Genomic DNA, 13,071 nt, shown 5'->3' with positions numbered 1-13,071 from the left:
AGGGATTGATTATAAATCAATCCCTTTATTCATGTATTTTAAAAATATTTTATAAACTATTAAAGCGAGTATTAATTTGAATATATCTAACCAAATAAATGTTGGAACAAGAATTTTTATTGCTAAAAATATATCTATATCTTTATAAACTTTAAAAAAATATATTCCAGTTATATATATTATTATTATTTGAAATATACCAGAAATTAAATTATTAAAATTAAAAAAATAAATAAATGAAGAAATAAAAAATCCAATCAAAAATCCACCTGTTGGTCCAAGTAAAGTACCTATTCCACTATTAAAACCAGAAAAAACAGGCAAACCTAATATACCAAGTATTAAATATATACCTAATATTTTCCATGAGTTTTTTTTCAGGATAAAAGATATTAATAATACACCAAATACTTGAAAAGTAAAGGGTATACCCATTGGTAAAGGAATATAAATCCAAGAAAATAATATCATTAAACATACAAATATAGCATATAAAGAGATTTTTTTACTTTTTATTTTTATCAACTCCGTTTATTTTAAAATAAAAATAGCTGAAAAAGCTGAAGCTAATATAATATATATTGGATCTATTTTAGTAAATATGAAAAAAATAAAAGAAATTGCTGAAATTATAAATGTACTGTATTCTTTATTTAAAAATACAGTTTCGGTAAGACTTATAAGGCTAAATGAAATTAAAAGAACAGTACCTAATTTTAAAGAGTTTAAAAGATTTTTTCTATTTACATTTATCTTTTTTAATATGAATAAGCCAATGTAAAATAATATTATAGGTGGCAATATTAAAAAAATAGTATTTAAAAGTCCTCCTATAAATCCATAAGCACTATAACCAACATAAGTAGCTACGTTAACTGCAACTGGTCCTGGTGTCATTTGAGCAATTGAAACAGCTTCATTGAACTTTTCTAAAGATAATAATCCATTATTAACTATTTCTTCTCTGAAAATCCCAACTGCTGACCATCCACCACCAAATGAAATAAAACCAACTTTAAAGAATATCATTATCATTTTTAACATTTTTTATCACAACCACGATTTTCTTTTATATAAGCAAATAATACTATTGCTACGAAAATAGGGATCATCAAATCTGATTTCATATAAACAATTATTAAAGAAAATATTATTAACATAATTTTATATAAATTCCAGGATTGATTTTTATATAATTTATAAACTAATCCTGATATCATTCCCAAAAGAGCTCCATAAGCACCCCTTAAAAATCTTTGTAGATATATATTATCTTGATATTTCATTATTATACTCGAAGCTAAAACTATTGCAAAAAATGGTGGTATCATAACCCCTAAACTTGCAAAAAGAGCTCCTTTAAATCCATTTAATTTTTTCCCAGTAAGCCAAGATATGTTAAAAGCTATTGGACCTGGTAATGCTTGAGCTATTGTTAGAAGTGTATAAAAATCTTCATCAGACATCCAACCTTTTTTTTCAAGATTTTTTTGTATTACTGGTACCATAGCATAACCACCACCAATAGTTAATGCTGATATTTTGAAAAAGGTTAAGAATAATTTTAACATATAATTTGCTCCTTTAATATTTTAATTTGTCAAAACCTTGGCCATAAACACTTGAAGAATTTGATATAGATATAAAAGCATCAGGATCTATTTGATGGATACTTCTTAATACCCATTGAACTTCTTTTTTTCTAACTATTACAAGTATAACTTCTTTTTCATTTTTAGTATACCAACCTTTAGCTTTTAAAAGAGTAATACCTCTTTTAATCTCTTCGCTTATTTTATTTGAAACTTCATCATACTTATCTGAAATGATAAGAATTTGAGAAGTTTGCTTTCTTCCTTCTAATATCATGTCTATTGTATATGCAGCTATTGCCATAGTTACAAAACCATATATCATAGTTTCAACAGATCTAAAAACTATATAAGAACTTCCAATTATAATTAAATCTAAAATAAAAAAAACTTTTCCAGGGGATATATCTTTATAATGAGTTATAATCATTGTTATTAGATCTGTCCCACCTGTACTTGCACCTTCATAAAAATAAATTCCTACTCCTGCTCCAGATAAAAATCCTCCAATAACTGTAGCCATAAAAGAGTCTTTTACTAAAGGTTCTTTTATAAAACCTTGTAATAAAAATACAAAAAAAGCAGATAAAAATATTCCATATAAAGTTTTGAACCCAAATTTAGCTCCAACTATTTTAACGCTTATAATTATTAAAATAGTATTTAAGACAGCTATAGATATCCCTACAGGAATTTTAGTTGCATAGTATATTATAGTTGAAAGCCCTGTAAAACCACCACCAACGATTTTGGAAGGAATTAAGAAACCTGCCCAACCAAATGAGTTTACAAATATACCTAAAGTTATTATAAAATAACTCCAAAATTTTTTATTTTTTTGTACCATAAAATCCCTCCGAATTATGTTATCATATTTATGTAAACTATTTTTATTTATATATTGGAATTTCAAGAAAATAAAGAGGAGTGATAATATTGAAAAAAGTAGCATTTACTTATAGGATACCAGAAAAAGGAATTAATTTTTTGAAAAATAAATATGAAGTTTGGGTAAATAATGAAAATAGACAACTCACAAAAAATGAACTTATTAATATTTTTGAAGAAAATGATGCTGTAGTTACTTTGTTATCTGATAAAATAGATAGTGATATTTTGAGATCTAAAAAAAATAGAGTAAAAATAATATCAAATTATGCTGTTGGATATAATAATATCGACGTAAAAACAGCCAAAGAATTGGGAATAAAAGTTACAAATACTCCCGATGTTTTAACAAATGCAACAGCTGATTTAGCTTGGGCTTTACTTATGTCAATTTCAAGAAGAATAGTAGAATCTGATAAATTTGTTAGAGAAGGAAAATTTAAAGGTTGGGAACCTGAATTATTTTTAGGTAGTAATTTAGTTGGAAAAAAATTAGGAGTTATAGGCTTTGGGAGAATTGGAAGAGCTTTTGCTAAGAGAGCTAAAGGATTTGATATGGAAGTATTTTATTATAAAAGAAAAAGACTTGATGATGATACAGAAAGATCTTTAGAAGTGTTATATTCAGATATTGATTATATAATGAGAGAATGTGATTTTATAAGTCTTCATATGCCTTTAACTGAAGATACGCATCATATTATAAACAAAAGAAGATTGGATATGATGAAAAAAAATTCTTATATAATAAATACTGCAAGAGGTGCAATAATAGATGAAAAAGCTCTATTCGAAAAATTAAAAAATAATGAAATTAGCGGAGCAGGTTTAGATGTATATGAATTTGAACCTAATCTTACAGAAGGATTGAAAAAATTAAATAATGTTGTTTTAGCACCACATATAGGATCTGCAACCGTTGAAACTAGAAATGAAATGTCATTAATGGTCGCAAAAGATATAGATCTTTTATTATCTGATAAAAAACCAATAAATGAAGTTGTATAAATCAAGAGGATATCAATTAAGATATCCTTTTTTTGTTATGTAATATTTACAAGAAAAAAAGTAAAAAAATACATATAAATTCATTTATGATGATAAAATATAGAAGGATTATTAAAGGGAGGTATAAAAAATAATATATAAAAAAGTTGATTTAAATGATTTTAAAAATATAGCTAAAAAACTTTCTTTGAAGATAAAAAAGGGCGATAAAATTCTGCTTTTTGGAGAATTAGGTGCAGGTAAAACAACATTTTCACAATTTTTAATAAAAAATATATTAAAAGAAATAGATTATGTTTCGAGTCCAACTTTTTCTATAATGAATGAATATGGTGAGGATATCAAAATATATCATGCTGATTTGTACAGGATTGCTGATCCTTATGAAATAGAATATATAGATCTTTTTAATGATGAAGAGGGTATTTACCTTATAGAATGGGCTGAATATTTAGATTATTTAACCCCAAAAAATAGATTAGAAATAAAAATAAAATATAATGAAGATATTAAATATAGAGATATAGAAATAAATTATATAGGAAATGAATATGATGAGAAATTTCAGGAGGAATTAATATGAAAATAGGAATTTTTGGATTACCAATGAGTGGAAAAACAACTATTTTTTCTTTATTAACAGATACACCATATGATGGATCTTATAAAGTTAACTCAGAAGAAAAAAGAGCTTTTATAAGAGATGAAAGAATAGAAAAACTTTCAGAAATATATCAACCCAAAAAAACTACGTATGCTGAACTTGATTTTGTTGATATACCAAGTTTTGATTCTTCTTCAGATCAAAAAGAAAAAAGTAGAATATTACAAATGATTCAAAATGTTGATTCTATGATACTTGTAATAAGAGCTTTTGAAAATGATGAAGTTCCATATCCAGATAATAATGAAACTCCATTAAAACAATTAAATACTTTAATTGCAGAACTTATAATAAGAGATATAGAAGTTGTTGAGAATAGGTTGGCAAGACTTGAAATTTCAATAAAGAAAAATAAAGCATCTAAAGATGAGATAAAAGAAAATGAAATTTTAGAAGGAATTAAGAATCTTTTAATGGAAGAAAAATTTGCAAGTAACTATGAATTAAATGAAGAAGAAAAAAAATTAATAAGTTCATTGTCTTTATTTACTTTAAAACCAATAATAGCTGTTGTGAATATTGATGAAAATCAACATGATTCTGATGATTACTCTCAAAAAGAAGAATTAATATCTACTTGTAAAGACAATAATTTTGCTTATATAGACATATCTGGAAAAATAGAATCTGATCTTGTAGAACTTAATGAAGATGAAAGAAAAATGTTTATGGAAGAGCTCAATATAGAAAGACCAGGTATATCAAGATTATCAAAGGTAGTTTATGATCATATAGGTTTAATTTCTTATTTTACTGTTGGTAAAGATGAAGTTAGAGCTTGGACTATAAAAAAAGGGACTAATATGAAAAAAGCTGCTGGAGCAATACATTCTGCTTTAGAAAAAGGTTTTATAAAAGCTGAAGTTATCAAATATGAAGATTTAATAGTAGCTGGAAATGATGAAGAAGCTAGAAAACGAGGATTAAGTAGGCTTGCTGGAAAAGATGAAATTGTAGAAGATGGTAATATAATGGAGATAAGGGCGAATAGTTAATGTCTATTCAAAGAATAATTAATGTTTTGAATGAAAAAGATTATTATGAACATGTAAAAAGAATGAAAAAAATATTTAATCTTGCAAGTTTTTATATAAAAAAGCCTAAAGAACTTGATAATAGAAGAATGTTTTGGATATACAGAGTTCTTGGAAATGATGCGGAAAGAAAAATACCAAGAAAACATTTAAATGATTTTCAATTTTTAGTGATGCATGTTTTAAAAAAACCAACCGAAAATAGATTTGAAGATATAAAAAAACATTATAATTTAAAAGATGAAACCTTACAGAATATAAAATTTTTAATATATCCAGATAAATTTCCGCCTGGTAAATATAATGAAGGTTTAAAAAAATATGATGTAGAATTTTATGATTCAAAAATTATTTTAAAAAAATTAAAATTTAAAGATTATAGGGATCTATATTATTTGATGACATATTTTCCAATAGATTCTAAAAGTCCTTTTATTCAAAATATTCTTGATGAAATTTTAGGATTAAACCCTTTATTATCTAAAAAATCATATTATATTAAAATTAAAGAAATATATAAAAGTTTAAATAATTATGAAAAACAAATGATTAATATACATTTAAAAAGTTATTCGTATTATCATTATAAACTTATAAATTCAAATCCAAGAGGAATTATTATAGATGGAAGTAATATAATAAGATTTGAAAATAATAATAAAATTAAAACATTAATAGATTTAATTGATAATTTATATATAAATGAATATGCTTTTTTTCCATGCATAATAGTTTTTGATAAAAATATAGAATATATCTTAAATTATGAAGATAGAGATATTTTAAGAGAATTAAGTAATTCAAAAAGAGTTTATTATAATTCACCGGCAGATGAACTTATAATATATATATCAAATAAATTAAAATATAATATTGTATCTAATGATAAATTTTCGGAATATGAATTTGATAATAATCTGTTGTATGAAATTGGGAGGTTTATAGATGTATAGAATAGAAGAGTATGATTATTATCTTCCTCAGGAACAAATAGCACAAGATCCAGTTGAACCAAGAGATTCTTCTAAATTAATGATTTTAGATAGAGAAAAAAAAACAATTGAACATAAAATTTTCAGAGAAATAATAGATTATTTAAATCCTAAAGATCTTTTAATTGTGAACAATACTAAAGTTATACCTGCAAGAATATACGGAAAAAAATCAACTGGTGCAAAAATTGAAATATTATTGCTTGAAAAAATTGGAGAAGGAAATAAATGGAAATCTCTTGTAAAACCTGGTGGAAAAATAAAATTAGGAAATGAATTAATATTTTCAAATAAATTAAAAGCTAAAGTAATAAAGCATTATGATGATGGAGCAAGATTGTTAGAATTTTATGGTGAAAATATATGGGATGAAATTAATAAAATTGGAGAAACTCCATTACCACCTTATATTCATAAAAAACTTGAAGATAATAATAGATATCAAACTAATTATGCAAAAATTGAAGGAGCTGTTGCAGCTCCAACTGCTGGATTGCATTTTACAAAAGAATTATTAGATAAAATAAGTAAAAAAGGTATAGACCTTGAAGAAGTAACTTTACATGTTGGACTTGGAACGTTTAGACCCGTTAATGAAGAGGACATAAGGAATCATCAAATACATGAAGAGTACTATTCTATATCTGAAGATGTTAAAAACAAAATAGAAGAAACTAAAAAAAATGGTGGAAGAATAATAGCTGTTGGGACAACAGTAGTGAGGACATTAGAATCATATGCATTAAATAAAAAACTTTCAGGAAAAACGAATATATACATATATCCACCGTATAATTTTAAAATTGTAGATGGACTAATAACTAACTTTCATCTTCCTAAGTCATCTTTATTAATGCTTGTAAGTGCTTTTAATGGTCATCAATTTACTATGAAATCATATAAAGAAGCTGTAGAAAAAAATTATAGATTTTTTTCTTTCGGTGATGCAATGTTTATAAAATAGGGGGGAATAAAAATGTCTTTATGGGGAAAGGTTTTTCAAAAATTTAATCCAATAACAGAAATAATAAATCATGCAAGAATAATTGAAAATGCTTCTGATTACTTACCAGAATTATTTAGAAAGTATCTTGAACATGAAGATATAACTAATATAGTAAATGTAATAGATTCTCTTGAAGATGAAGCAGATGAAATAAAAAGAAATATACGCCAAAACTTAAAAAGAGGCTATATGTATAGATTTGAAAGGGTAGATCTATTAGATTATATAGAAATTCAAGATAAAATAGCTGATAGTTTTGAAGATATAGGACGTTTAATGCTTTTAAATGAAGTTGAAATTACTCCAGAAGCAAAGGCTAAAATCTTTTCTATAGTTGAAGAAGTTGAAAAGATGATAGATTTATTTAAAAAATCTGTAAAATTTTTAGAAGAAGTTATAGATTCTGATTTTTCAAAAGAAAAATTAGAGGCCCATTTTAAAGATATAACAGAAATAAAATGGTATGAAAAAGATATTGATAGTAAAATATTTGAATTTGGGAAATGGCTTTTTTCACAAAAAAATGATATGAATCCTGTTGATATATTTTTCTTAAGACAAATTATTTTAATTTTATCAGAAATAGCCGATACATGCCAAAATGTTAGTGACAGAATATTTATTCTAATAAATGGATAACGGGAGTGATTTTAATTGAATGTGACCCTGGTTCTTGGATTGTTGATAGGTTTTGGAATGTCTTTAGCTATAGGTGCAAATGATGTAGCCAATTCTATGGCTACTGCAGTGGGAGCGAAAGCTATTACACCCAAACAAGCTGTTTTTATAGCAGGTATTTTAGAATTTGCAGGTGCAACTTTTTTTGGGAGTCAAGTTACAGAGACAATAAGAAAAGGTATTGTTAATATTGAATTGTTAAAAGATCCTAACATTGTAATTATTGGATCTATGGCAGCGTTAATAGGAGCAACTCTATGGCTTGTAACAGCAACTATTTTCTCTTGGCCTGTGTCTACGACTCATTCAATAGTAGGTGGAATGGTTGGTTATGGTATAGCTGCTGGTGGTTTTGGGGCTGTACATTGGTCTAAAGTTCTTACTATAACAGTTAGTTGGTTAGTAGCCCCTGTATTAGGCCTTATTATGTCATTTGTTCTATTTAAAATAATTTCTAAAACAACTCTTCATGGTAAAAACCTCGAAAAAAAGATAAAAATATGGATTCCTGTATACTTAGCTTTGACCTTTTTTATAATATCTCTCTCTTTTATATTGAAAGCTTTACATCTTTCAATAACTTTAAAAGCACTTCTTTATGCGATTTTGCTTGGAACTGCTGGAGGTATTATAGCATTTTTGATAATTATTATTAAAAATAAAAGGGAAATAAAAAATCCTGAAATGTTTGTAGAAAAAATGTTTAGAAAAGCTCAGGTTGTTACTTCATGTTATGTTGCTTTAGCTCATGGTGCAAATGATGTTGCGAATGCTATTGGGCCGGTTGCTGCTATTTATGCTGCTTCAATTTCTGGAACAGTTGGATCAGAAGTTGAAATACCAAGGTTTATACTAGCCTTTGGTGGAATAGGAATTGCATTAGGTGTTGCAATTTGGGGAAAAAGAGTTATGAAAACAGTTGGAAGTGATATAACAGAATTAAATAATTCGAGAGGATTTACAATTGATTTTGCAACTGCAACAACAGTTCTTGGAGCCTCAAATTTAGGTATGCCTGTTTCTTCAACACATACAGTTGTTGGTTCTGTAATAGGTATAGGTCTTGCAAGGGGTGTAGGATCTATAAATACTGGTATAATTAAAGAAATATTTATGTCATGGGTATTAACTGTTCCTGCTTCTGCTATTGTTGGATTTTTAATGTTTCATTTATTAAACTTTATTTTTTAATATGTTATAATTTTTTTGAGGGGAAAAAAGTAGGGGAGATAAATGAAATATGATATAATTAGTATTTTAAACCAAAATGAATTTTATATCGACTATATAGTTTATTTTGAAGAAAAACTTTATAGAATGAGGAAGTTGGAATCTTTTCACTTTTTAAATCTTGATATAATTTCAAAATTTGAAGGTAATTTTAAAAGTCTAAAAGAATATGGTTTAATATATCCAGAAAAGATAAATTTAAAAAGTAAAAAACCTGAACTTTTCTATATATATAGAGAAGAAAATAATTTATTCTGTCAAAAAAGTGAAAAAGCTATAGTTGATTCTATAGCTTATTTTTTCTATATTTTAGATGATTTAGTACATTTTAGTAATTTTATTCCGAATTATATAAATTTGGACGATTTTTTTATAGACCATAATAAAAATTTTTATTTTTTTGCACCAATTTTAAGAAATATCTCTAATGAAAAGATATTTCTCATTAAAGAACAGTTTGAAGATAATTTAATAAGTTCATTAATAGAATTTATTAAATATTTAAATTTTAATATAAAGTTAAATAGTATTCAAAAACTTTTTAGAGATATAGAAGATAAAAAAAATATAAGTTGTGTATCTCAATTTAAAAATTATTTTCAAATAAAAAATAAAAGAAAATTCAAAAAAGTTCAATTTACTGGAAGAAAAGAGCTCCTTGAAGAACTTTATCAAAAAGTAAATTCTAATGAAAACTTACTTCAAGAAATACTATTTTGGGGTGAACAAAGAACAGGAAAGACGACTATATTGAATTTAATAATTAAAAAATTAAAATTTCAAAAAAATTTTAAAGTTTTAAATGTAAAAAAATATGAAGATATTTTTTATTTTTTTGGTTCTGAAAAAAATGATTTATTAGATCTTATAAATCGATTGAAAGATTTATCTAAAGAAAATAAATATTTAATTATTATAGATGAATATCAAAATAAAAGAAAAAAAATAGATGAAATAATTGATATAATAAAAAAAAGTAATTTAAAAATTCCTATAAATATAATTTATGTAACTCATGGAGAAATTTCAAATAAAAAATTTGATATGAACTATAATATATCAGGATTAAGTTTAAAAGAGACTTATAATTTATTATCGACTATGACTGATAATAAATTCTTAAATGAAAATAGTTATTTTTCAAAAGAACTTTATAATTATTCAAAAGGATATCCAGGAATTATCATAAAAACGATGACTGATTTGTATAATAGTAATATACTTAGATATGATGATTATGAAAACAAATGGATTATAAAAGATAAATTTATTTTTGACAAAAATATAGATGTAAATTTCTCTCTTTTAAAAGTATTGGATAAAATAAGTTTAGAAGAATTAAAGTATATATCTATACTCGGATATACATTTTCTATAATGAGTTTAAAAAAATTAGAAAAAATTTTATCGAAAAGATTTAATATTAATATTTTTTTAAATTATGAAATAATACAATTGGAAAATGGAGTTTATAGGTTTTTTAATATGAAATATAGAGATTACTTTTATTCTAAATTAGAAAAAGAAATAAAATTAAAAATTCATAATGATATGTATTTATTAGAAAATGATTTTGAGCTTTCTATATGGCATCTTGAGCAAATAAACCGAAAAGAAAAAATTGTCGCTGAATATACAAAAAAAATAAAAAAATACTATTTTGATTGGAATAATCTTGAGTTAATAAAACCTTATTTTAAAGAAATTGTTGATAATGGTTATTATAATGAAACAGCTATTTGTATATATGTTGATTATATGATTTACTCAGAGAATTTTGTAGAAGCAAAAAAATATATAAATAAATTAAAAAGCAATTTCACAAAATATTATAAACTAAAATTTTATTCAGAAATAGATCCGGATATAGCAATAATAGAATTAAAAAATGAATTTGCTAATAAATCTATCACAGACTATCAGAAAATTTTATATTTAGAAATTCTTTTGAAAGCTAATATAAATAAAAATAATTCTTCAATAAATAAAAATATTTTTAAAAAAATAAAAAAAATATATCAAAATAATTCTAAAAATAATAATTTCACAAGATCTTATATAAGATCGCTAATAAATTTATCTGATTATTATTCTTATGATAAAATAAATTGTTTAAAGCATTTAAATGAAGCATTAAATATTTCAAATATATTGAAAGAAAATAAATATAAGGGTATAATAATATTAAAAATGACAAGATTTCAAATAGAAAATCCTGCATATTACGATTCTTTAATAGAAGATTCTATTGGGATATTTAGAAATTCTAATGATTTAAGTAAATTTCCAGAAATATATTTTAATAAAGCCTATATAAGTCTTTATAAAGGAAATATAGATGATTTTTTTTATAATGTTAATGAAAGTCTAAAATTTTCAAGAATTATAAATAATAGAATAGTTGAAATACAATGTTATTCTTTAAAAGCTTTTTATTATTTTTATAGCGAAGATGAAGATAATTTTTATTTTGAAATTAGAAAAATAAAATATTATAAAAATTTAATTTCATTAAAAGAAAAAGATAAACAGACTTATTATATTTTTTATTTAGAGTTATTAAATAGTATATATAAAAGAGATAAAAAAGTGAATATAAATAATTTTGATTATTATATAAATGAAAAATATAGTTTCTTTAAAAATATTTGGGAGATATATACTAGTGAAGATGAAAATAAAATATATAAGAATTTCGTAAATACATGTAATGGAGATGTAAATATAGAAGAAAGTATATTTCTTTTATATTATAAATTTATAAATATAAAAGAAGATAATTTCGTATATAATATTGAAAAAGTCATAAAAAATTTTAAAGAAAATGGTTACAAATTAAGTTTAGCATTAGTTTATGAAGGTCTTTCAAATTTTTATAAAGTAAAAAAAGATACTTTAAGAGCTTTTAAATATTATAGATTATCTGTTTTAGCCTATAAAAATATGGGGATGAGTTTTAAAATTAATATTTTGAGTAGAAATTTTGTTGATTTTATTGAAAATGTAAATGAATCATTAAAATATAATATAAATTATAATGAAATAAAGGATCTAAAATTTTATGATGATCTTATAAATATATCAACTAAAATAATATCTATGGATAATGTGCAAGAAATATTAGATGCTATTTTAAATTTTATTAAGAAAAAATTTCCAATATCAGATATTTATATAAAAGTAGATACAGAAATTTTTGAAGCACAATCTACAACTTCTTATGAAATGCTTATTCCAAATAATGAAAAATTATCTATAACACCATTTGAAATATTTTTTATTTCAAATTATAAAGATTATTCAATTAAATATTATTTAAAAAATGAAAATTTACTTTTAAATCTTAAAATATTTGAAAATATATTTGATACTTTAATAATATTAGATGATTATTTATCGGGTACTTTGAACAGGATTATTCATCAACAAAATTCTATTCAAGATTATTTAACAGGGGCTTATAGTAGAAGGTATTTATATTTAAGATTAAAAGAAGAATTTATAAAAGCAAAAAGAGAAGAACTACCTTTATCTTTAATAATGTTAGATATAGATGATTTTAAAAAAATAAATGATACATATGGACATAAAAAAGGTGATGAAATATTAAAAGCTATAGTAAGAGATTTAAATATGAATCTTAGAATAACTGATATAATTGGTAGATACGGTGGAGAAGAGTTTATAATAATCTTACCAAAAACAGATATAGTTTTAGCATATGATATAGCTGAAAGACTTAGGAAATCTATAAATGAAAGAGTTAGTCTATGTTATGGATTTGAAGTATCGGCTTCATTTGGAATTTCAACTAAGAAAAATTGTGAAAATATAGATGATTATAGAGTATTGATAGAAAGAGCAGATATTGCAAGTTATATTTCTAAAAGTAGAGGGAAAAATACAGTAAGTATATTTTCAAAAAATAAAGATTTTTCAGAAATTGACGATATATAAATGATAGATCTTATTTTTAAAT

General features: G+C 23.6%; 12 protein-coding genes. 8 read left to right on the top strand and 4 right to left on the bottom strand.

The genetic code is table 11. The annotated features are described in order from the left end of the window. Positions 1-9: 9 nt before the first annotated feature. Genes C7380_RS00495 through C7380_RS00480 form a run of 4 tightly spaced genes read right to left on the bottom strand, consistent with a single transcriptional unit; the run spans position 10 to position 2,439 of the window. The gene (locus C7380_RS00495) at positions 10-525 is read right to left on the bottom strand and encodes a biotin transporter BioY (RefSeq protein ID WP_109603517.1); all 516 of its coding nucleotides are present in this window, start codon (positions 523-525) and stop codon (positions 10-12) included. A gap of 6 nt (positions 526-531) precedes the next feature. Next, positions 532-1,044 carry a chromate transporter gene (locus C7380_RS00490; RefSeq protein WP_109603516.1) on the bottom strand — a complete coding sequence of 171 codons (513 nt, stop codon included), beginning with the start codon at positions 1,042-1,044 and terminating at the stop codon, positions 532-534. After that, complete coding sequence (locus tag C7380_RS00485) at positions 1,038-1,571, bottom strand: chromate transporter (RefSeq protein WP_109603515.1); 534 nt, start codon at positions 1,569-1,571, stop codon at positions 1,038-1,040. The genes C7380_RS00490 and C7380_RS00485 overlap by 7 nt, the downstream gene beginning before the upstream one ends. Before the next feature lie 13 nt (positions 1,572-1,584). Further along, the gene (locus tag C7380_RS00480; RefSeq protein WP_158274731.1) at positions 1,585-2,439 is read right to left on the bottom strand and encodes a YitT family protein; all 855 of its coding nucleotides are present in this window, start codon (positions 2,437-2,439) and stop codon (positions 1,585-1,587) included. 89 nt (positions 2,440-2,528) lie between these two features. Between C7380_RS00480 and C7380_RS00475 the strand changes: the two genes are divergently transcribed. The 8 genes from C7380_RS00475 (at position 2,529) to C7380_RS00440 (ending at position 13,049) form a co-directional block, all read left to right on the top strand. Beyond that, positions 2,529-3,488: a 2-hydroxyacid dehydrogenase gene (locus C7380_RS00475; RefSeq protein ID WP_109603514.1), complete on the top strand. Its 960-nt coding sequence runs from the start codon at positions 2,529-2,531 to the stop codon at positions 3,486-3,488. A gap of 130 nt (positions 3,489-3,618) precedes the next feature. Further along, the gene (tsaE, locus tag C7380_RS00470; RefSeq protein ID WP_109603513.1) at positions 3,619-4,071 is read left to right on the top strand and encodes a tRNA (adenosine(37)-N6)-threonylcarbamoyltransferase complex ATPase subunit type 1 TsaE; all 453 of its coding nucleotides are present in this window, start codon (positions 3,619-3,621) and stop codon (positions 4,069-4,071) included. Continuing rightward, complete coding sequence (locus tag C7380_RS00465; RefSeq protein WP_109603512.1) at positions 4,068-5,147, top strand: DUF933 domain-containing protein; 1,080 nt, start codon at positions 4,068-4,070, stop codon at positions 5,145-5,147. The genes tsaE and C7380_RS00465 overlap by 4 nt, the downstream gene beginning before the upstream one ends. Beyond that, entirely contained in the window at positions 5,147-6,139 is a 993-nt protein-coding gene (locus C7380_RS00460; protein ID WP_109603511.1) for a PIN domain-containing protein, read from the top strand. Before C7380_RS00465 ends, C7380_RS00460 begins: the two co-directional genes overlap by 1 nt. Beyond that, a complete protein-coding gene (queA, locus tag C7380_RS00455; protein ID WP_109603510.1) occupies positions 6,132-7,142 on the top strand; it encodes a tRNA preQ1(34) S-adenosylmethionine ribosyltransferase-isomerase QueA in 1,011 nt (336 codons plus the stop codon). The genes C7380_RS00460 and queA overlap by 8 nt, the downstream gene beginning before the upstream one ends. A gap of 12 nt (positions 7,143-7,154) precedes the next feature. Continuing rightward, on the top strand, positions 7,155-7,823 hold the full coding sequence (locus tag C7380_RS00450) for a DUF47 domain-containing protein (RefSeq protein WP_109603509.1): 669 nt from the start codon (positions 7,155-7,157) through the stop codon (positions 7,821-7,823). A 57-nt stretch (positions 7,824-7,880) separates the two neighbouring features. Beyond that, positions 7,881-9,053: an inorganic phosphate transporter gene (locus C7380_RS00445; protein ID WP_109603714.1), complete on the top strand. Its 1,173-nt coding sequence runs from the start codon at positions 7,881-7,883 to the stop codon at positions 9,051-9,053. Between the two features lie 42 nt (positions 9,054-9,095). After that, complete coding sequence (locus tag C7380_RS00440; protein ID WP_109603508.1) at positions 9,096-13,049, top strand: diguanylate cyclase; 3,954 nt, start codon at positions 9,096-9,098, stop codon at positions 13,047-13,049. Positions 13,050-13,071: the final 22 nt, after the last annotated feature.

The sequence above is a fragment of the Oceanotoga teriensis genome (assembly GCF_003148465.1).
Classification (GTDB): domain Bacteria; phylum Thermotogota; class Thermotogae; order Petrotogales; family Petrotogaceae; genus Oceanotoga; species Oceanotoga teriensis.
The sequence above is the reverse complement of the archived record's forward strand: the minus strand, read 5'-3'. Positions and strand labels throughout refer to the sequence as shown.